The sequence below is a fragment of the Rhodococcus sp. (in: high G+C Gram-positive bacteria) genome (assembly GCF_049299235.1).
Classification (GTDB): Bacteria; Actinomycetota; Actinomycetes; order Mycobacteriales; family Mycobacteriaceae; genus Rhodococcus.
Map to the genome: position 1 here is coordinate 1 of NZ_JBAQXC010000013.1, position 19,776 is coordinate 19,776.

Consider the following 19,776-nt stretch of genomic DNA (forward strand, 5'->3'; position numbering starts at 1 on the left):
GACCAGGCCAGGGTGATCGGAGTGCGATAGCGGCGGGCCAGCCACAGGATGCCGATTCCCTGCGTCACACACAGCGCGAGCAGACCGGATGCGGCTTCGGCTTCGGATGCGCCCACCCCGCGCAGCCCGGTGAGGACGACCGCGAACGAACTTGTGAACCCGACCAGTGCGGTGACGATCCCGGCGCCGATCGGCTGGGAGAGTGGCGCCGGGAGCCGTGAATCGGTGGTCATCGACCGGATTCTTCCGCAACGTGCATGCCTGGGCGTGCACAAGTCCGGCGGGTTCGCCCGGTCGGTTCGTCAGGAGCGGGAGAACTCCGATGCCCGCCGAACCTGCGCGGGTGTCGGGGTCACCCCCGTGTACAGCGCGAATTGCAGCGCTGCCTGCAACGCGATCACCTCGGCCCCGGAGATGACCGGGTGACCGTGCGCGCGTGCCGCCCGAAGCAGCGGGGTCTCGGGCGGCATCGCCACCACGTCGACGACCACCGCTGCCGCCTCGATCACGGCGGTTGGGAACGGTAACGACTCGGCCTCCGGCCCGCCTGCCATACCGACGGGCGTCGCGTTGATCAGGACGGCAGGCGTGCAGTCGTCGACGTCGCCGCGCCAAGCGAATCCGTACCGGCCGGCGAGCGCCCGGCCTGCGGTCTCGTTCCGGGCGACCACGGTCACGTCGGCGCAGCCGTGTGCGTGCACCGCCGCGACGACTGCCTTGGCCATGCCGCCGCTACCTGCGACCGCGACCGGCAGCGTCGGATCGACCCGCTGATCGACGAGCAGATCGAGCACCGCCTGAAAGTCGGTGTTGTAGGCGTGCAGCACCCCGTCCTCGTTGACGATCGTGTTCACCGAATCGATCGCCCGGGCCGACTCGTGCATCACATCGACGAGCGGAATCACCTTCTCCTTGAACGGCATCGACACACCGGCACCTCGGATACCGAGCCCCCGCATGCCCGCGACCGCAGCCTTGATGTCGGTGGGTGCGAACGCCTTGTACACGTAGTCCAGCCCGAGTTCGTCGTACAGACAATTGTGGAATCGGGTGCCGATGTTGCTGGGACGGCCCGACAGGGAGATGCACAACCGGGTGTCCTTGGTGATCCGCGAGGCCATGACACAATCTAAACCCGCCCGCGACCGGATGCCCGGGTGCACCACCTCCTCAGGCCGCGGTCACCCGGGCGCTGACACGAGCCGGAACCGGACCGGCCGCGACCGCCGTGAACGGTGTCGCGAGCGGGAACGTCTCGGCGACGGATTCGACGCGCACGGACCGGATGATCGATGCCAACCCCAGCACCGCCTCCAGCATCGCGAAGTGATCGCCGATGCACGTCCGCGGTCCACCCCCGAACGGCAGATACTGCCAGCGGTCGCGCCCCGCTGACCGTTCCCGCGTGAACCGGTCCGGATCGAATCTCTCCGGGTCGACCCAGAGCCGCGGATCGTGGTGGAGCGCATAGATTCCGACTGCGACGTTCGTGCCGGCAGGCACCCGGTAGCCGTCGACGACGGCATCGCGCATGGCCATTCGTCCAACAGTCGCCGCGGGTGGGCACATCCGCAGGGACTCGTGAATCACCCGGACCGTGTACGGCAGCGCGGCGAGATCCGCCACCTGCAAGGGCGATCGGCGGCCGCGGCCGCTTCGTCGGCCACCCGGTTCTGGATCACATGATCGCGTCCGAGCACCCACAGGGTGTACGCCAGCGTGGTCGCGGTCGTGTCGTGCCCGGCGAACAGGAATGCCCCGAGTTCGTGACGGATCGCATCATCGGTGAAGGGTGCACCGGTGGCCGGATCGATGATGTCGAAGAACCGCCGAATCAACTCGGCTCGACTGTTCGGATCGTGGGCAGCGGCGATCGCGTCGTCGATCACCCTGTCGACGGATGCCTTCGCCGTGCGGAACCGATGCCGCGCCGGTGTCGGCATCCACGTCGGCGCGCGAACCGGTTGCAGCGACCGACTCGCGACGAACTGCACGGTGTGGGCCAGTGGGCGCCCGAGGGTCTCGGCGCGGTCGCCGAGTTCGATCCCGAACAGGGACTGCCCGAGGACACCCAGCGTGAGACTTCGTGTTTCCAGGTCGAGATCGATCGAACCGGCGGCGGCCCAGGACTCCGCGAGCACACGGGCGCTCTCGGCCATGCACTCGGCGTACACCGCGACGTGCTGCTTGGTGAACAGCGGCTGCAGTGCACGGCGCTGCCCCAGCCACGGTTCATGCGCGAGGTTGAACAGATTGGTACCGGCCCACACACGATTCTCGACGTGGACGACCATTTCCTTGTCGAACGCGCCGTCCGCACCGCCGAGGACGTCGTGTGCCCCCTGTGGCGACGTGACGATCGCGACGGTCGGGAACCGTCCTGTCGGTCCGAGGTGCACGAGCGCGACCGGTCCGCCGGCGTCACGGATCTGCTCGAGCCCGGTGTCGAATCTGCGCACCGCCCGCAGGCGGGTGAGCCACGGCATCGGCACGTCGGGAGCGATGGGATAGCTGCGGGACTGCTCACTTGTCCTGGCCATGTTCCCAGTGTGATCTCATCCGGTGTCCGTCACCATCCCCCCGGGAGGGGGGAGCCCAACGCGTCCAGATGAATCGGTCATACGCGACCGAGGGGACGAGGCGGACTCGCGCACTCGGATCCGGTCGTCAGCGCATCGTCGTCGAACATGCGTTTTCCGCGTTCGAGATGTATCGGCATCCGTCCGTGCTCAGGCAGGGTTCGCGTCGGGGCAGGTGGCGGCCGCGTCGGTGAGCGTACGATGGTCGGCTGCGGTCACCGGCAGTCCGTACCGCACCGCGACCGTCAGATACTTTCCGGCGAACCAGCATCGGGTGCCGGGTTCGGGCGGGAGCCAGTCGGCGGGGGTGTGGTCGCGCTTGTCCTCGTTCGCAGTTCCGTCCACGGCTACCAGGTTGAAGTCGATGTCGTTGGCGAACTGCCGACGCAGAGCCGGTGGCCATGTCGCCGCCCCGAGATCCCACGCCGCCGCCAGCGGAAAAATGTGATCGATGTGGACGGCTCGGGCGTTGTTGCGGTGGAACATGATTCGGGTTCCGGTGTACGGGTCGTCGAGTGCCCCCGACAGGACGACGCAGGTGCGAGCATCTGGCCGGAACGTGGCGTCGCGCAGGTCGCGGGCGAGCACGTTGTTGCGCGTGTCGCAGCCGTCGCGCCCACCGCGACCGGGATGGTCGTCCGACCACGCCGGACCGAACGCGCATGCTTCACCGGCGTCGCAGCCGCGTTGATAGCCGGGAACGTGTGGGCGCTCGAATACCACGGTGACGCTCGCGAGCAACTGTCCGAGCTCCTCGCGGGACGGACTGCCTGGCGCCGGCCCCGACGGTTCGGCCCGCTCCCACAGCATCGATGCGGCGACCGCGACCGTCACCACCAGAATCCAGATCTTATTGCCCCCGCGCACCGCGCGATCGTCGCAGCAGGCACCGACAGCCGAGAGCGAGTGACGGCCGCGTCGTTGTCGGCCCGGCCGTTATCCGTCGACGGTCAGCGGAAACCGCGCGGCATGGATCGAGGCGACCGTGCGGCCGTCGTGGCCGACGATCCAGGATCCGCCGCTCTGCTTGCACTGGGCGATCCGATCGAACACCGTGAGCAGGAAGAAGATCGCCTCCTCGGGACTGGCGGTCGCGGCCAGTCGATGGGACTCGCCGTGTTTGCTGCCGTCGAGCCACACCCCGCATTGGCCGTCCAGTCGCAGCGTGGCGACATGACCGGAATCGACGAACGCGTACTTGACCTGCTCCCACGGCGTATTGGAGCTGTAGGTCTGTTCGAGGACCTGGATCAGAATCGACATGGTGAACTCCTGGTGAGAGACCTGTCCGCCAGTGTCCCAGGCGTCCTCACGACACGCGCCGGATCGGTTGGCGTGTTCAGCGAACGGTGACGACGACTTTGCCGCGTGCGTGACCGCCCTCGACGACGGCGAGCGCCGCACCCGCCTCCAGCAGCGGAAATGTTCGTTCGATGTGTGGGTCCACGGTACCGTCGGCGATCAGTGCCGCGACGGTCGTGAACACCTCGGTGGTGCGACGCCGCTGCACCCCGGCACCGCCCAGGTCGGTCGCGCCGGACGGGTCGGCGACGCTGACGATCCGTGCCTCCGGGACCGACGCGGCGAATGCCCGAAGTGTCGTGCCGCCGACCAGATCGACGATCGCGGTGGTGCCGGCGGCGTGGCCGGTCGCGCCGTCGCCGGATTCGATCCAGGTGGCGCCGTTGGCCTCCACCAGATCCTGTTTGCCTGCCGACGCGACCCCCAACACGGCCGCCCCGCGCGCGCGTGCGAGTTGGGTGGCAGCGGATCCGACGCCTCCGCCTGCGCCGATGACGAGCACGGTGTCGGCATCCGAGACGGAGAGCGCGTCGACGATGTCGAAGGCGGTGCCCACTGCCACCGGGATGGTGGCGGCGGCGGCGAAGCTCACCTGCTCCGGCTTGTGTGCGGCGCTGTGCGCGTTGAGCAGTGTGTATTCGGCGTATCCGCCGAACCCGGTGGCAGTCGAGCCGAACACCGCGTCGCCGACCGCGAACCCGTCGACGCGGTCGCCGACGGCGGTGACGACACCGGAAACTTCCCTGCCCAGCACCGCCGGCAATGTCACCGGGACGGTGTCCTTGCGGGTTCCTGCGCGGACCTTCCAATCGGCGGGATCGACGCCTGCCGCGTGCACCGCCACCAGTAACTGTCCGGGTCCGGGCCGGGGAACCTCGGGGTCGAGAAACTGCTCGGTGTCCGGGCCGCCGTACTCGGCGAAACCGTAGGCGAGGGGCATGTCGCCCAGCGTAAGGTGGCGCCGCCACCCGTGTGCCGTTTGGGACCCAGCAGGGGCCCAAACGGCACACGGGCGGCGCAGCCGCCCACTCCTGGCACCATGGTGGGCATGTTGCACGGGGTCTGGTCACCGGGATCGGGTCTGTTGCTGTGGCGCGACCCTTCCGTTTCACACGACGACGACGCGCTTCCGTCGGCGCTGCGGCGTTGGACCGACCGCCCGTTTCGGCATCGTGTCGAGCTGCGATTGCCCGGCGACGACGAGCCGCGGACGCTGCCCGCGATCGCCGTCGCCCCGGCAGATGCCGCCGAGCTCCTGCTCGACCTTCCGCGCCGAGCGTCCGGCGTCTCCGGTGACCTTCGCTTTCTCGCGCACGTCGCCCGCGGCATCGAACGGTGGGCACAGGCCGGACGGGTCGCACCGGAGATGCACCGCGCGGAGAAGCAGTGGTGGGTGCGGTGGCAGTTGCTCGGTGGCGACCGGGCCCGCGCATGGAAGGCCGAATTGGTTGCGGCGATGCCGCCGGTTCAGCGACAGCTCGGGACGCCGTCGGCGCTACTCGACAACCTGTGTACCGAGCTGACCGATCCGATCACCCGGGCGATGCTCGGGTCCGGCACGTCGCTGCATCCGCTGATCGCGGCGCTGTCGGAAGCGACTCCGCATCACGGCGGCAGTCAGCGCATGGCCGACGCACTGACCGAATGGCGGGCCAGTCTGTCCGGCAACGAACCCGACCTGGTGTTGCGCCTCGTCGAACCGGACGAAGGCGACGATCCCGCCGGCGCCCTGTGGCGGCTCGAGGTGTGTCTGCGGTCGGAGGGGCAGGCTCCGGTACCGGTACCGGTCGGCGGCACCGACGCGGAACTGCTGCAGATCGGCATCCGAAAGCTCGGTACCGCATTGAAGGCCTACCCGCGACTGCAGGATGTGCCCCGCGACCCCGACAGTCTGGATCTGCTGTTGCCCACGCCCGTCGTCATCGACCTGGTCGAGCACGGCGCGCGGGTACTTCAGGATGCCGACGTGTCGCTGTTGTTGCCGCGGGCGTGGTCGACCGTCGAACCGTCGTTGCGGTTGCGCGTGGAATCCGCTGCCGCTCCGGTCGCAGCGGAGGAGAGCGCGGTCGGCATGAACGCGATCGTGTCGTACGAATGGCAGTTGGCCGTGGGTGACATGCTGCTCAGCGCCGGTGAAATGGAAGAACTCGTCGCCGCGAACAGCGACCTGGTCAAGTTGCGGGGCAAATGGGTGAAGGCGGACGCGGCGGCGCTGGCCCAGGCCGCCCGATACGTGACCCGCAATTCTGGGCGGGACACCACGCTCGGTTCGTTGTTCGCCCAGTTCACCGGCGACGATGTGCCGCCGGTCGAGGTCACCGACATCGGTGCGTCCGGGTGGGTCGCGACGCTGCTGGACGGCCAGGCGCGTCCGGAGCCGGTTCCGGCGCCGGACGGTCTGAACGCGACTCTGCGTCCGTACCAGCAGCGTGGTCTGGACTGGTTGGCGTTCATGAGCAGTCTCGGTCTCGGTGCGGTGCTCGCCGACGACATGGGTCTCGGTAAGACCGTGCAGGTGCTGGCATTGCTGGTCCACGAACGGGACCGTATGCCGGGGCGGGTTCGGCCCACGCTGCTGGTGTGCCCGATGTCGGTGGTCGGCAACTGGCAGCGCGAGGCCGCGCGATTCGCCCCCGACCTGCGGGTGCACGTGCACCACGGGTCGGGCAGGCTGCGGGACGACGACCTGGCCGCCGCGGTCGACGACAGCGACCTCGTCATCACCACCTACTCGATCGTCGCCCGCGATCTCGCGCATGTGCGGGCACTGCCGTGGCATCGGGTGGTGCTCGACGAGGCGCAGCATGTCAAGAACGCGAACACGGCGCAGTCGCGTGCGGTTCGCGCGGTGGCGGCTTCGCATCGGATCGCGTTGACCGGCACCCCCGTGGAGAATCGGCTCGAGGAGTTGCGGTCGATCCTCGATTTCGCGAATCCGCGGTTGCTCGGTTCGGCGACGTCGTTCCGGGCGCGCTTCGCGGTGCCCATCGAACGTGAACGCGACGCCGCGGCAGCGGCCCGACTGCGGGCGCTGACCGCTCCGTTCGTGTTGCGCCGAGTCAAGACCGACCCGGATGTGATCGCCGACCTGCCGGAGAAGTTCGAGCAGACCGTCCGCGCGAACCTCACCGCCGAGCAGGCCGCGCTGTACCGGGCGGTCGTGGACGACATGATGCGCAAGATCAAGGAGAAGGAGGGTATGGCCCGCAAGGGTGCGGTCCTCGCGGCACTGACCCGGCTCAAACAGGTGTGCAACCACCCGGCGCACTATCTCGCCGACGGATCTCCGGTGTTGCGCCGAGGCCGGCATCGCTCCGGCAAACTGGGCCTGGTCGAGGACATCGTCGAATCGGTGCTCGCCGACGGCGAGAAGGTTCTGCTGTTCACCCAGTTCCGCGAGTTCGGTGAGCTCATCGCTCCGTATCTCGCCGAGCGGTTCTCCACCCACGTGCCCTTCCTGCACGGCGGGGTGTCCAAGAGTCGCCGTGACGCGATGGTCACCGGATTTCAGGAACCGGGCGGACCGCCGATCATGCTGCTCTCGCTCAAGGCCGGCGGAACCGGCTTGAACTTGACCGCGGCCAATCATGTTGTGCACCTGGATCGTTGGTGGAATCCTGCGGTGGAGAACCAGGCCACCGACCGGGCATTTCGGATCGGTCAGCGACGCGACGTGCAGGTACGCAAGCTGCTGTGCGTCGGCACGGTCGAGGAGAGAATCGACGAAATGCTCACCGGTAAACAGGAACTCGCGGACCTTGCGGTGGGGGTGGGGGAGAACTGGGTGACCGAGTTGTCCACCGATCAGCTCCATGCCCTGCTCGCTCTGAGCGACGACGCGGTGGGTGAATGAATATGTCTCGAAACGATTTCCGCGACCGACCCAGACCGATTCGGGTCGACGGTGGTATCGAGGCACGCACCAAACGCGGCGCGATCGGGCGCAGTTGGTGGTCGAAGGAACTGATCGGCGTGATGGAGAAGGTTGCCGACAAGGCCCGGTTGGCGCGGGGGCGCACCTACGCGCGCTCGGGGCAGGTACTGTCGTTGCGTCTCGAACCGGGCTCGGTGGTCGGGGATGTGCAGGGCAGTCAGTTGCGTCCGTTCACCGCGACCGTCACGGTGCGGGCTCTCGACGACGATGCGAGCGCCGCGTTGATCGCGCAGGTGCGGTCGGCGCCCGGCATGCTGGCGCGCCTGGCGGCCGGCGCGTTGCCGGAGGAGTTGGGGCCGCTGCTGTTGCCGCGCCGCGCCGGCGAACTGGATTTCGACTGCACGTGCCCCGACGACGGGTGGCCGTGCAAGCATGCGGCGGCGGTGGCCTATCTGCTTGCCGAACATGTCGACGAGGACCCGTTGTCGGTGCTCACGCTGCGTGGTGTCGGTCTCGGGATGCTGATCGGTGGTGTCGACGCGGCGCCACCGTCCGATGACTTCTACGGTGACGACACCGAATTGCCGGAGTTGCCGATGGAACGGTTCCGGCCCGCGCTCGAGGATCTGGACCCGATGCTGTTGCGGCGTGCGTTGCGCGCGGGTGGTACCGACGAGGCCGTCGTGATCCGGGCGGTGTCCGATCTCGAGGATCTCTACCGTCGCCTGCGCTGACGCGGCGGGTTCGGCGGCCCGCGGCATGTGACGGTAGACATACATGGACTTCCAACTATAGGATGAGCACAGACTTTAGGGGCACTGTCGGGTGCCCACGTCCGCAACCGATCAGCAAAGGACTCGCGACCATGAGCATTCGTGAACTCACCCACTTCATCGGCGGCGAACACGTCGCCGGGACGTCCGGACGCTTCGCGGACGTCTTCGAACCCAGCACCGGCAAAGTTCAGGCGCGCGTCCCGCTCGCCACGAAGGCCGAGGTCGAAGCCGCCATCGCGAACGCCGAAGAGGCCCAGAAGGTGTGGGGTTCGTGGAACCCGCAGAAGCGGGTCCGGGTGCTGATGCGGTTCCTCCAGCTCGCGCAGGACAACATCGACGAGCTCGCTGCGCTCCTGTCGAGCGAACACGGCAAGACCATCCCCGACGCCCGCGGCGACGTCCAGCGGGGACTCGAGGTCATCGAGGTGTGCCTCGGTGCCCCGCACCTGCTCAAGGGGGAATTCACCGACTCCGCCGGTACCGGCATCGACGTCTACTCGATGCGTCAGCCGCTCGGTGTCGTCGCCGGCATCACCCCGTTCAACTTCCCGGCCATGATCCCGCTGTGGAAGGCCGGCCCGGCTCTCGCCAGCGGCAACGCCTTCGTCCTCAAGCCCTCCGAACGCGACCCCTCGGTCCCGCTGCGTCTCGCGGAACTCTTCCTCGAGGCCGGCCTGCCCGCCGGAGTGTTCAACGTCGTCAACGGCGACAAGGAATCCGTCGACGTCCTGCTCGAAGACCCGCGTGTCAAGGCCCTCGGCTTCGTCGGCTCCACGCCGATCGCACAGTACATCTACGAAACCGCCGCGAAGAACGGCAAGCGGGCCCAGTGCTTCGGCGGCGCGAAGAACCACGCGATCATCATGCCCGATGCCGACATGGATCAGGTCGTCGACGCGCTCGTCGGCGCTGCGTTCGGTGCCGCCGGTGAACGCTGCATGGCCCTGTCCGTTGCTGTACCCGTCGGTCAGGACACCGCGGACCGGCTCGTCGCCAAACTCACCGAACGCATCGCCGAGTTGCGCGTCGGTCCCGGCACCGACGAGAAGGCCGATTTCGGTCCGCTCGTGACGGCCGAGGCCCGCGACCGCGTCCACGGCTACATCGCCAAGGGCGTCGAGGAAGGCGCCGAACTCGTCATCGACGGCCGCGGCTTGGTCCTCGACGGCCACGAGGACGGATTCTTCTCCGGTCCCACCCTGTTCGACAAGGTCACCTCCGACATGACGATCTACCGCGAGGAGATCTTCGGTCCCGTCCTCACCGTCGTGCGCGCAGCCGACTACGAGGAAGCGCTGCGGCTGCCCACCGAACACGAATACGGCAACGGCGTCGCCGTCTTCACTCGCGACGGCGACACCGCCCGCGACTTCGTCCGCCGTGTCGAGGTCGGCATGGTCGGCGTCAACGTCCCGATCCCGGTGCCGATCGCGTACTACACCTTCGGCGGCTGGAAGGCCTCCGGCTTCGGCGACCTCAATCAGCACGGCCCGGACGCCTTCCGCTTCTACACCAAGACCAAGACCATCACGCAGCGCTGGCCGTCCGGTGTCAAGGAGGGCGACCTCGAGGGTGCCCACGTGGGCGACACCGACCACTTCGTCATCCCCACGATGGACTGACGACGGATCGAGACAGGACCACCATGTTCACCCTCACCGACGACGACCGGGCGATCCGCGACACCGCCCGCGACTTCGCGACCGAGTACCTTGCCCCGAATGCCGTGGAATGGGACCAGAACAAGCACTTCCCGATCGACGTGATGCGCAAGGCCGCAGCTCTCGGCATGGGCGGCATCTATATCCGGGAAGACGTGGGCGGCTCGGGGCTGCGCCGGCTCGACGCGGTCCGCATCTTCGAGGAACTCGCCAAGGGCTGTCCGTCGATCGCCGCCTACATGTCCATCCACAACATGGTCACGTGGATGATCGACAAGTTCGGCTCCGACGATCAGCGTGAGCGCTGGGTGCCGCGGCTGTGTTCGATGGAGCATCTGGGCAGTTACTGCCTCACCGAACCGGGCGCGGGCTCCGACGCGGCGGCCTTGAGCACCAAGGCCGTCCGCGACGGTGACGAGTACGTGCTGACCGGCGCCAAGCAGTTCATCTCCGGCGCCGGCGCCTCCGACGTGTACGTGGTCATGGTGCGGACCGGCGAACCCGGCCCGCGCGGCATCTCCGCGATCATCGTCCCGAAGGACACCCCCGGTCTGTCCTTCGGGGCGAACGAGAAAAAGATGGGCTGGAACGCCCAGCCCACCCGGCAGGTGATCTTCGACGGTGCGCGGGTGCCGGCCGAGAACCTGCTCGGGCCCGAGGGAGCAGGCTTCCGCATCGCGATGCAGGGCCTCAACGGCGGTCGCCTCAACATCGCCGCGTGCTCGGTCGGCGGCGGCCAGACCGCCCTCGACCGGACCGTCGGCTACCTCGCCGAACGCACGGCGTTCGGCGAGCGGTTGCTCGACTCCCCGGCGCTGCAGTTCCGCCTCGCGGACATGCGCACCGAACTCGAGGCAGCCCGCACCCTGCTGTGGCGGGCGGCGGACGCGCTCGACGAGGGCGCCGACGACGTCGTCGAACTGTGCGCGATGGCAAAGCGTTTCGCCACGGACGCGGGATTCGACGCAGCGAACGAGGCGCTGCAACTACACGGCGGCTACGGCTATCTCGCCGAGTACGGTATCGAGAAGATCGTGCGGGATCTGCGCGTGCATCAGATCCTGGAAGGAACCAACGAGATCATGCGGGTGGTCGTCGCGCGCAGCGTGGTGGCCTCGGCGCAGACAGGAGTGGCATGACCGGGCAGGAACCGGAAGTTCTCGCCGAGGTGGTGGACGGGGTCGGCCGCCTGACCCTCAACCGACCCAAGGCCATCAACGCGCTCAACCACGGCATGGTCCGGATCATGGCCGAGAAGCTCCTCGAATGGTCCGTCGACGACACCATCACCGCGGTCGTCGTCGACGGTGCCGGGGAGCGAGGTCTGTGCGCCGGTGGCGACATCGTGTCGATCTACCACGATGCCAAGGACGGCGGCACCGGATCGCAGGAGTTCTGGCGCGACGAATACATCCTCAACGCCGCGATCGGCCGCTATCCGAAGCCGTATGTGGCGATCATGGACGGCATCGTGATGGGCGGCGGCGTCGGCATCTCCGCGCACGGCAACGTGCGGATCGTCACCGAACGCTCCACCATCGCCATGCCCGAGGTCGGCATCGGGTTCATCCCGGACGTCGGCGGCACCTACCTGCTCTCGCGTGCCCCCGGCGAACTCGGCACCCACGTCGCGCTCACCACCGGACGGATGAAGGCCGGTGACGCGATCGCCCTCGGATTCGCCGACCACTTCGTCCCGTCCGAATCACTCGACAAGTTCGTCGCCGCGATCGGGACGGTCGGACTCGACGATGCGCTCTCCGAATACTCTTGCTCTGCACCGGAATCCGAACTATTCGCACAGCAATCGTGGGTCGACACCGCCTACTCGGCGGACAGCGTCGAGGAGATCGTCGAACGACTGCAGTTCGCGGACACAGCAGAAGCCCGAGCCGCAGCCGAGCAGATTCTCGGCAAGTCACCGGTCGCACTGAAGGTCACCCTGCGGTCGCTGCGGCACGCACGCACCGCCGCGTCGCTCGAGGAGGTCCTGAACGAGGAGTTCCGGGTCTCGCTGGCATCCCTGAACTCACACGATCTCGTCGAAGGCATCCGCGCCCAGGTCGTCGACAAGGACCGCAATCCGCGATGGTCGCCGGCCACCCTCGCCGACGTGACCGCCGCCGACGTCGACGCCTACTTCCAGTCGCTCGGCGAGCTCGAACTCGGGCTTGCCGCACCCGAAGGAGAATGACATGAGTGCTCTCCCCGCCGTCGCATTCCTCGGTCTCGGCCACATGGGCGGGCCGATGGCCGCGAACCTCGTCAAAGCCGGATACGGGGTCACCGGGTTCGATCCGGTACCTGCCGCGCAGGAACAGGCGACCGCGGACGGACTGACCGTCGTGGCCTCCGCCGTCGACGCCGTCCGCGACGCCGACATCGTCGTCACCATGCTGCCCAACGGCAACCTCGTGCTCGATCTCTACGACGACATCCTGCCCGCGGCCAAGGCGAACACGCTGTTCGTCGACAGTTCCACCATCGACGTCGCCGACGCCCGCGAAGCCGCCGACCGCGCCCACAAAGCCGGGCACCGCGCCATCGACGCACCCGTGTCCGGCGGCGTCGCCGGCGCCACCGCGGGCACCCTCGCGTTCATGGTCGGCGGTTCCGAGGACGACTTCACTACCGCGCAACCGCTGCTCGACGTCATGGGCCGCAAGGTCGTGCACTGCGGTGCCTCCGGAGTCGGGCAGGCCGCGAAGATCTGCAACAACATGATCCTCGGTGTGTCGATGATCGCGATCAGTGAGGCGTTCGTACTCGGCGAGAAGCTGGGCCTGACCAACCAGGCGCTGTTCGATGTGGCCTCCAATGCGTCCGGCCAGTGCTGGGCGCTGACCAGCAACTGCCCAGTCCCCGGTCCTGTCCCGACCACCCCGGCGAACAACGACTACCAGCCGGGCTTCGCCGCCGCGCTCATGGACAAGGACCTCGGCCTGGCCGCGAACGCGCTGCGGGCCAACGGTGTGGAGGGCGAACTGGGTCTGCGCGCGGCAGAGCTTTACCATCGCTTCAACACCGGCGGCGGTGGCGGGCTCGACTTCTCCGCCATCGTCACCGACATCCGTGCCCGTTCGACCGCAGAGGACAACCAGTGACCGACTTCGAGACCATCCTGCTCGACCGCACAGGCCGCGTGGGTCTGATCACCCTCAACCGGCCCACGGCACTCAACGCGCTCAACAGCCGGCTGATGCGCGAAGTGGTCGCGGCCGTCGAGGAACTCGACGCGGACCGCGGGATCGGCGCGATCGTCATCACCGGCTCGGAGAAGGCGTTCGCCGCCGGAGCCGACATCAAGGAGATGGCACCGAAGACCTACTCCGAGGCGTACAGCGAGGACTTCTTCTCGGACTGGGACAAGATCTCGCACGCCCGTACCCCGATCATCGCCGCGGTCTCCGGATATGCGCTCGGCGGTGGCTGCGAACTGGCGATGCTGTGCGACTTCATCATCGCGTCGGACACCGCGAAGTTCGGTCAGCCGGAGATCAAGCTCGGTGTCATCCCCGGCATCGGCGGGTCGCAGCGTCTGACCCGCGCCGTCGGCAAGGCGAAGGCCATGGACATGTGTCTGACCGGCCGCAATATGGACGTCGAGGAAGCCGAACGCGCCGGCTTGGTGTCACGTATCGTCCCTGCCGCCGAACTGCTCGATGTTGCACTGGAGACCGCGGCCACCATCGCGTCGATGTCGCTGCCCGCGGCGATCATGGCGAAGGAAGCAGTCAACCGCGCATTCGAAACCACCCTCGCCGAGGGCGTGAAGTTCGAACGGCGCGTGTTCCATTCGACGTTCGCCACCGCCGACCAGAAGGAAGGCATGGCCGCGTTCATCGACAAGCGCACACCGGAGTTCACGCACGGCTGAACGAAAACGACTGCGGGACCGTCTCGGAAGAGTCGGTCCCGCAGCCATTTTCGATGAATCCGCAGTCACTCTCGGACCGGAAGTGCGTCACCATTTCGTCGGGGTGTCGCCGGTGTCGAAGTCACCGGCACCGTGCCGCATCCCGGCGAGGATGCGCAACAGCGGCTCGAGTTGATCGTCGGGAACACCGGGCCGGGCGAACACCTCGGCGTTGAGTTTCTCCGTCGTTTCGATCGCCAACGCCCGACCACTGTCGGTGAGTTCGACGAGCGTCGCGCGACGATCGCTCGGATGCGGGGTCCGGCGCACCAGGCCCGCCGACTCGAGCCGATCCACGGCGTTCGTCACGCTCGTCGGATGCACCTGCAGTCGCGCGCTGGCCTTGGCCATCGGAAGGGCCCCGCTGCGGGTGAAGTGCAGCAACGTCAGCAACTCGTAGCGGGCGAAGGTCAGGCCGAACGGTTTGAGTACCTCTTCGACCCGCGCCATGAGGATCTGCTGGGCCCGCATCAACGAGGTCACCACGGCCATGCCGTCCGCGACCTCACCCCAGCCGTGGTCGGTCCACTGGCGGTGCGCTTCGGCGATCGGGTCGAGCGGTAGCGGTGCAGGCATATCTCGATCATCCCACGGCGGAATGCCAGGTCGGGTTGTGGACGTGGTATCGGGTGGCCGCTGCGGCGGTAAACGGTGGATGTCTACTGCCGGAACGTCCGATGTATCGGTGATGGCCGCCAACTATGCGTTGTTGCCGCGGGTTTCGCGCCCGATAGAGTCCCGCCCCGTGCACATCTTGTTCGTCTGCAGCGGCAACGTGTGTCGTTCGGTGATCGCGGAGCGGCTCACCCGCGCGTACGCAGTCGAGTGCGGCCTGACCGAACTGACCGCGGAGAGCGCGGGGATCCGCGGTCTCGCAGGCTACCCCGTCGAACCGCGCGCCGCCGCGGTGATCAGTGGCCTCGGCGGCGATCCCACCGGTTTCCGGGCCCGTCGGCTCAGTGAACGCATGGTGGCGGCAGCGGATCTGATCCTGGCGATGACCGACGATCAGCGAGACCGGGCATCCACGCTCGCTCCAGGCGCCTCACCGAAATCCTTCACGCTCCCCGAAGCACATCGCATCGCGATGTTGACCGGCGCGGACACCGTCGCGAGGCTCGACGTCTTTCGCGACCCGAGCGTCACGGCGGACGCGCAGCGCATCGCCGATCCGGTCGGCCTGTCCGATCGCGCGTTCATGGAGGTGGGCGACCGCATCGCGGAGGCGTTGTTTCCACTACTCACCCAGATCGCGCCGTGCCGCCGTCCGACGCCGTCTGCCCCTGCCTGACGGCGTCTGCCCCTGCTCGACGCCGTCCCACGCCCCGCCTGACGGTCGCCGGCGTCGGTCGACCCGGGTATCAGCCGGCGACAGTCGGGCAGGGCGGCGGACGACGCAACCAACGTCAGCGGAACGCGTAGTCGGGGAATCGTTCGTCGACATCGGCCACGGTGAGCCCGAACTCCTCCAGGGTGTAGCGGTGTGCGGGTTTGCGGTCGCCCTGGCGACTGTCGGTGTGCATCGCCGCCATCGCGGATTCCGCCGCTGAGCCGAGTTCGATGCCGAAGCTGTCGTAGAGCGATCCGATGGTGCCCAGCGGGTCGGACACGAACTCGCGGTAGTCGACGTCGACGAACTGAGCCTGGTCGTGGCGTGCGCGTGCCTCGGTGAACGTGTCGAAGCCACGCGCCCACAGGTCGAGTTGGCTGCGGCCGATGGTGTCACCGACGAACGCCTCGGACCAGCCGTTCGTGGCGTGTGCCGCCAGGCTGCACATCGACGGAATGATGGTGCGCGGGTCGCGGTGGGTGACCACGACCAGCGCGTCCGGATACACGGTGAGCAACTCGTCGAGCGCGAACAGGTGACTGGGATTCTTGAGTACCCACCGTTTCTCGGCATCGGGCAGGCCGATGAGTTGCAGGTTGCGCCGGTGCCGGACGTACGCGCTCGTCCAGTCCTGCCCGGCCAGCCACTGCGAATAGGTGGGGAGATGCGCGAGGCACTCGTACGAGACGGACCGGAACGACTGGCGGAGCAGTTGCCAGCATTCCTCGACCTCGCCCGCGGACATGTAGTGCACGCCCATGAACTCGGGATGCTCGACGTGGTGCTGCGCGAAGCCCGCTTCGATGCCGGCGAACACGGGATTGGCTGCCCAGGTGTTGCGTGGCGGTCGTGGCTGTGGCATTTCCGTCAACCACATCTCGAGGCCCTGGTGGGCGGGGTCGGCGGTGAGCAGGCGGTGTAGGGCGGTGGTGCCGGTGCGGGGCAGTCCGGTGACGAAGATGGGACGGGTGATCTCGACGTCGGCGTGCTCGGGATGCTGCTTCCACGCGGCCTCGGACAGCAGTCGCGCGACCAGTGCCCCGCGCAGGAACACCCGCGACATCTTGCTGCCGAGCGGGGTCAGTTTTTCGTCGCGTGCGTACGAGTCGAGCAGGATGTCGATGCCGTCGCGGTAGTCGTCGGTGCCGAAATCGGTCAGTCCGGTCAGTCGGGTGGCGGATTCGTGCAGCGACTCGGCGCTGCCGATGGTGGTGCGGTCGTTCATGGGGCCTCCTCCCGTGTGCCTTGTCGGCCCCTCCAGGGGCCCAAAAGGCACACGGATCAATGATGGAATTCGCCGCAGTTGACGTCGAGGCACTGCCCGGTGATCGCCGAGGACATCGGCGAGGCCAGGAAGATCACGGCATCGGCGATCTCGTCGGTGGTGGGCAGGCGCCGCAGGTCGGTGGCCGCAGCGGTGTGGTCGTAGATCTGTTCGACGGTGGTGCCGTACTTGCTCGCCTGATGCTCGAAGTAGCCCTGCAGAATCGGACCCCAAATATAGCCGGGAGCAACGGAATTCACGCGAATACCGTGTGGTCCGAGTTCGGTGGCCAGTGACTGCGACACCGCCAGCAGCGCCGACTTGGCGAGCTTGTAGCTGCCGTACCGCTCCTGTGAATGCCGAAGAACCATCGAATTGATGTTCACCACAGCGCCGTTCGAGTCCGTCAAGGTGGGGGTGAACAACTGGGTCAGGCGGAGCGCGCCGAGCACCGTCAATTCGACGCTGTCACGGATCTGCTGGAAGTCGGTGCGTGCCAGCGGTTTCATGGACGGAATGGAGAACGCGTTGTTGACGAGCGCGTGGACAGCCCCGAACTCGTCGACGGCGGTCGCGGCGAGAGCGGCGGCGGACTCGTCGTCGGTGATGTCGGTGGGCACGCTCAGGGCGCGCCGCCCCAGGGCGGTGACCTCGGCGGCGACCTCGTCGAGCCGCTCGCGGGTTCGGGCGGCGAGAACGACGTCGGCGCCGTGTTCGGCGCACCGGATCGCGAGCGTGCGCCCGAGACCCGGTCCGACACCGGAGATCACGACGACCCGGTCGCGGAGCAGTCCGGCCGGCGCGCTCATGCCTGCATCCGATCGGCGATCGCGGTCTGGCGTGCGGCGATCCGCTGCGACCACTGGTCGGTGGTGATGCGGTTGGATTCGTGGAACGGCAGGGACTCGGCGACGTCGTCGAACGGAACCACCTGTGCGGTGGGGCCGTCCGTGGCGGCGAGGTCGCGGTCGACGCGCTGCCAGCGGAATTGCAGGATGCCACGGCTGCGGCCGAGCGTCTCGATCCAGTTCACGACGCCGGGGTTGCGGTGTGCGACGACGATGCGCACGTTGCCGTCGGGGTCGACCTGGGCCTGAGTATTGTTCAGTGACGTCTGGTGGTGGATGTAGTCGAGCGAGATGTACCAGAGGCTGCCGATCTGGAAGCCCAGATACGGGGCGTCGGACGCGGGGACGGTGAGGATCATCGCCTCGTCGTCGGCGAGTTCGTAGTGCCCCACCGACGAGTATTGGGTGTCGAGGCCGCCGGGAGTGCGGCGCGGCTCGGTGACGGTGTTGACGGGTAGTTTCAGGTAGAACCACTCCGGGAATTGCAGCCACGTCTTCACCCGCGACACGAGTGCACGGCCGGCACGTTCGTAGCGTTTGACGGCATCGGCGTGCGTCGGCTGGGGGGCGGGCACGCCGAGCGTGTCGACGCGATCGATCCGGACCGTCCCGCGCCGCTGTGACCAGTCGCTGTACACCTCGCGGACGACGAGTTGCGAGGAGCCGGGCGCGAGAGTGAAGTAGTTGTTCGCGGGGTCGGCGGGTCCGGGGCCGAAACGCACCTCGAATGTGCCGTCGTCGGCGATGCGGATTGCGCGGTCGTCGAAGGCGGTGACGTTGCCGGGCACGTTCGCGTCGGTGTAGTTGCCGGCGAGCACCTGGAAACTCAGGTCGCAGGTGGTACCGCGACGCCCGGTGACGACGTACTCGGCGTCCTCGCGCACCGCGGCACCCCAGTAGAGGGTGTCGGGATTGTCCAGACCCATCTTCGAGTAGGGATCGGTGCCGGTGATGAGCACGGGGTGGGTGCTGCTGTGTGCCCAGGCCGCGTGCACGCATGCCGCGATGCCGCCGGCAAGGTAGCCGTATCCCTCGACGAGGTCCTGGTCGGTGCGGATGTGCGGCGCGGTGGCGACGAGCTTCTCGGCTTCGGCGATCGCCGCGGTGAGCGGATCGGTGAGCACTTCGATCTCCCTATGGTCCAAATATGTACCGCTGCGGTAGGCTTCGGTCAGCCGACGATAGAACGTGTTACAGGGAGTGGTCAATGGTTCGCAGCGACTCGGCGTCGATCACCGGCGATACGGAACCGGAGGCCGGTTCCGCACGCCGTTCGCCGCCCACCGAGCGGGTCGTCCAGGTCCTCGACCACCTCGTCGCCCACCCGGGGAGCCGATTCGGCCTGTCCGAACTGGCCCGCGAGCTCGACCTCAGCAAGCCGACCTGCCTGGGAATCCTGACCGCACTCGTGGACGCGGGCTACCTGTTGCGCGACCCGGTCGGCAAGACCTACGGCTTGGGCCCGGCGCTGATCGTCGCCGGCCGGGCCGCGCAGCGCGGCTTCGCGGTGGGGCCGGTGGCACACAAGCATCTGGCGGATCTCAGCGTGCGGTTCGACGCGGCCTGCACTGCGTCGGCCGTGGTCGGCGACCGGATCGCGGTGCTCGACGTCGTCGGTCCTCGCGGTGCCACCGCGGCAGCGCGGGTGGGGGAGGTGTACCCGTTCGCGCCGCCGGTGGGTCTGATGTACGTCCTGTGGGATGCCGACGAACGGCTCGAGCGGTGGCTGAGACGGGAACCGACCCTGCCGGTGCGGCTCGATCGCCCGCACGTACAACGGGTCGTGGACGAGTGCCGGCGCACCGGCTACCTCGTCGAGTCGCTCACCCGTGGCGGTCGACGGCTGTACGCGCTGATGGCCGGGGTCGTCGCGCATGATCTCGCCCCCGAACTGCGTGAGCTGCTGGGCGAACTGGTGTCCAGTCCGGGTGAGCGTGTCCTGCTGCCGTCGGCGATGCCTTCCGGGCAGGTCCACGCGGTGAACTTGATCGCCGCGCCGGCCTACGACCCGGACGGGCACCAGTCGCTGGTGCTGGCCCTGCATGTCGAGGGCGAGATCGAGGCGGAGGAGATCGCGCAGCGCGGCGAGGCACTCGTTGCGGCGGCCGACGCGATCACAGCGGAACTGGGGGGTCGTCGCCCCGGGCGCTGACTCGGAACGGGAAGTCGTTGACCCGGAATTGGAACTCGTTCTATCGTTGGCCGAGAAGTTTCGACCATATCGGT

Annotated in this window: 18 protein-coding genes and 1 pseudogene; 9 read left to right on the plus strand and 10 right to left on the minus strand. The window is 67.8% G+C overall.

The features are described from left to right. The 6 genes and pseudogenes from WAX14_RS00770 to WAX14_RS00795 form a co-directional block, all read right to left on the minus strand. Window positions 1–233, minus strand: a 233-nt coding sequence (locus WAX14_RS00770) for a benzoate/H(+) symporter BenE family transporter (RefSeq protein WP_422626190.1), incomplete at its 3' end; no start/stop codon positions are given. Between the two features lie 69 nt (window positions 234–302). Further along, a complete protein-coding gene (locus WAX14_RS00775; RefSeq protein WP_422626191.1) occupies window positions 303–1,121 on the minus strand; it encodes a shikimate 5-dehydrogenase in 819 nt (272 codons plus the stop codon). A gap of 49 nt (window positions 1,122–1,170) precedes the next feature. Continuing rightward, window positions 1,171–2,540, minus strand: a pseudogene (locus WAX14_RS00780) (cytochrome P450). A 189-nt stretch (window positions 2,541–2,729) separates the two neighbouring features. Beyond that, window positions 2,730–3,389 carry an HNH endonuclease family protein gene (locus tag WAX14_RS00785; RefSeq protein ID WP_422626235.1) on the minus strand — a complete coding sequence of 220 codons (660 nt, stop codon included), beginning with the start codon at window positions 3,387–3,389 and terminating at the stop codon, window positions 2,730–2,732. Between the two features lie 126 nt (window positions 3,390–3,515). Continuing rightward, window positions 3,516–3,842 carry a hypothetical protein gene (locus WAX14_RS00790; protein WP_422626192.1) on the minus strand — a complete coding sequence of 109 codons (327 nt, stop codon included), beginning with the start codon at window positions 3,840–3,842 and terminating at the stop codon, window positions 3,516–3,518. 76 nt (window positions 3,843–3,918) lie between these two features. Further along, window positions 3,919–4,821 (minus strand): NADP-dependent oxidoreductase, encoded by a 903-nt coding sequence (locus WAX14_RS00795; protein WP_422626193.1) that lies wholly within the window; start codon window positions 4,819–4,821, stop codon window positions 3,919–3,921. Window positions 4,822–4,929: 108 nt separating this feature from the next. Between WAX14_RS00795 and WAX14_RS00800 the strand changes: the two genes are divergently transcribed. From WAX14_RS00800 to WAX14_RS00830, 7 genes are all read left to right on the plus strand, one after another. Continuing rightward, window positions 4,930–7,734 (plus strand): DEAD/DEAH box helicase, encoded by a 2,805-nt coding sequence (locus tag WAX14_RS00800; RefSeq protein WP_422626194.1) that lies wholly within the window; start codon window positions 4,930–4,932, stop codon window positions 7,732–7,734. A gap of 2 nt (window positions 7,735–7,736) precedes the next feature. Continuing rightward, a complete protein-coding gene (locus tag WAX14_RS00805; protein ID WP_422626236.1) occupies window positions 7,737–8,489 on the plus strand; it encodes an SWIM zinc finger family protein in 753 nt (250 codons plus the stop codon). A 131-nt stretch (window positions 8,490–8,620) separates the two neighbouring features. Continuing rightward, entirely contained in the window at window positions 8,621–10,153 is a 1,533-nt protein-coding gene (locus tag WAX14_RS00810) for a CoA-acylating methylmalonate-semialdehyde dehydrogenase (protein WP_422626195.1), read from the plus strand. Between the two features lie 23 nt (window positions 10,154–10,176). After that, the gene (locus WAX14_RS00815; protein WP_422626196.1) at window positions 10,177–11,331 is read left to right on the plus strand and encodes an acyl-CoA dehydrogenase family protein; all 1,155 of its coding nucleotides are present in this window, start codon (window positions 10,177–10,179) and stop codon (window positions 11,329–11,331) included. Next, window positions 11,328–12,386, plus strand: a complete 1,059-nt coding sequence (locus WAX14_RS00820) for an enoyl-CoA hydratase/isomerase family protein (protein ID WP_422626197.1) — start codon at window positions 11,328–11,330, stop codon at window positions 12,384–12,386. The genes WAX14_RS00815 and WAX14_RS00820 overlap by 4 nt, the downstream gene beginning before the upstream one ends. 1 nt (window position 12,387) lies before the next feature. After that, on the plus strand, window positions 12,388–13,296 hold the full coding sequence (gene mmsB / locus WAX14_RS00825; RefSeq protein ID WP_422626198.1) for a 3-hydroxyisobutyrate dehydrogenase: 909 nt from the start codon (window positions 12,388–12,390) through the stop codon (window positions 13,294–13,296). After that, a complete protein-coding gene (locus WAX14_RS00830) occupies window positions 13,293–14,069 on the plus strand; it encodes an enoyl-CoA hydratase (RefSeq protein ID WP_422626199.1) in 777 nt (258 codons plus the stop codon). Before mmsB ends, WAX14_RS00830 begins: the two co-directional genes overlap by 4 nt. A gap of 87 nt (window positions 14,070–14,156) precedes the next feature. Here WAX14_RS00830 and WAX14_RS00835 read toward each other — a convergent pair whose 3' ends face one another. Continuing rightward, window positions 14,157–14,684, minus strand: a complete 528-nt coding sequence (locus WAX14_RS00835) for a MarR family winged helix-turn-helix transcriptional regulator (RefSeq protein WP_422626200.1) — start codon at window positions 14,682–14,684, stop codon at window positions 14,157–14,159. Window positions 14,685–14,853: 169 nt separating this feature from the next. Between WAX14_RS00835 and WAX14_RS00840 the strand changes: the two genes are divergently transcribed. Next, window positions 14,854–15,399: a low molecular weight phosphatase family protein gene (locus WAX14_RS00840; protein ID WP_422626201.1), complete on the plus strand. Its 546-nt coding sequence runs from the start codon at window positions 14,854–14,856 to the stop codon at window positions 15,397–15,399. Window positions 15,400–15,514: 115 nt separating this feature from the next. Here the strand turns inward: WAX14_RS00840 and WAX14_RS00845 are convergent, their stop codons facing one another. The 3 genes from WAX14_RS00845 to WAX14_RS00855 are packed head-to-tail and all read right to left on the minus strand — an operon-like array spanning window position 15,515 to window position 18,674. Further along, complete coding sequence (locus WAX14_RS00845) at window positions 15,515–16,663, minus strand: sulfotransferase family protein (RefSeq protein WP_422626202.1); 1,149 nt, start codon at window positions 16,661–16,663, stop codon at window positions 15,515–15,517. A 56-nt stretch (window positions 16,664–16,719) separates the two neighbouring features. Further along, a complete protein-coding gene (locus WAX14_RS00850) occupies window positions 16,720–17,511 on the minus strand; it encodes an SDR family oxidoreductase (protein ID WP_422626203.1) in 792 nt (263 codons plus the stop codon). Next, entirely contained in the window at window positions 17,508–18,674 is a 1,167-nt protein-coding gene (locus WAX14_RS00855; RefSeq protein WP_422626204.1) for a hypothetical protein, read from the minus strand. The genes WAX14_RS00850 and WAX14_RS00855 overlap by 4 nt, the downstream gene beginning before the upstream one ends. Window positions 18,675–18,757: 83 nt before the next feature. On the opposite strand from WAX14_RS00855, the gene WAX14_RS00860 reads away from it, so the two are divergent. Further along, complete coding sequence (locus WAX14_RS00860) at window positions 18,758–19,702, plus strand: IclR family transcriptional regulator (protein ID WP_422626205.1); 945 nt, start codon at window positions 18,758–18,760, stop codon at window positions 19,700–19,702. Window positions 19,703–19,776: the final 74 nt, after the last annotated feature.

Bases quoted from the DNA above. Each gene is read 5' to 3' on its own strand.
- WAX14_RS00790 (WP_422626192.1), bottom strand. From the start codon at position 3,842: ATGTCGATTCTGATCCAGGTCCTCGAACAGACCTACAGCTCCAATACG.
- WAX14_RS00785 (WP_422626235.1), bottom strand. From the start codon at position 3,389: ATGCTGTGGGAGCGGGCCGAACCGTCGGGGCCGGCGCCAGGCAGTCCG.
- WAX14_RS00845 (WP_422626202.1), bottom strand. From the start codon at position 16,663: ATGAACGACCGCACCACCATCGGCAGCGCCGAGTCGCTGCACGAATCC.
- WAX14_RS00810 (WP_422626195.1), top strand. From the start codon at position 8,621: ATGAGCATTCGTGAACTCACCCACTTCATCGGCGGCGAACACGTCGCC.
- WAX14_RS00775 (WP_422626191.1), bottom strand. From the start codon at position 1,121: ATGGCCTCGCGGATCACCAAGGACACCCGGTTGTGCATCTCCCTGTCG.
- WAX14_RS00800 (WP_422626194.1), top strand. From the start codon at position 4,930: ATGTTGCACGGGGTCTGGTCACCGGGATCGGGTCTGTTGCTGTGGCGC.
- WAX14_RS00860 (WP_422626205.1), top strand. From the start codon at position 18,758: ATGGTTCGCAGCGACTCGGCGTCGATCACCGGCGATACGGAACCGGAG.
- WAX14_RS00850 (WP_422626203.1), bottom strand. From the start codon at position 17,511: ATGAGCGCGCCGGCCGGACTGCTCCGCGACCGGGTCGTCGTGATCTCC.
- WAX14_RS00795 (WP_422626193.1), bottom strand. From the start codon at position 4,821: ATGCCCCTCGCCTACGGTTTCGCCGAGTACGGCGGCCCGGACACCGAG.
- WAX14_RS00815 (WP_422626196.1), top strand. From the start codon at position 10,177: ATGTTCACCCTCACCGACGACGACCGGGCGATCCGCGACACCGCCCGC.
- mmsB (WP_422626198.1), top strand. From the start codon at position 12,388: ATGAGTGCTCTCCCCGCCGTCGCATTCCTCGGTCTCGGCCACATGGGC.
- WAX14_RS00835 (WP_422626200.1), bottom strand. From the start codon at position 14,684: ATGCCTGCACCGCTACCGCTCGACCCGATCGCCGAAGCGCACCGCCAG.
- WAX14_RS00805 (WP_422626236.1), top strand. From the start codon at position 7,737: ATGTCTCGAAACGATTTCCGCGACCGACCCAGACCGATTCGGGTCGAC.
- WAX14_RS00820 (WP_422626197.1), top strand. From the start codon at position 11,328: ATGACCGGGCAGGAACCGGAAGTTCTCGCCGAGGTGGTGGACGGGGTC.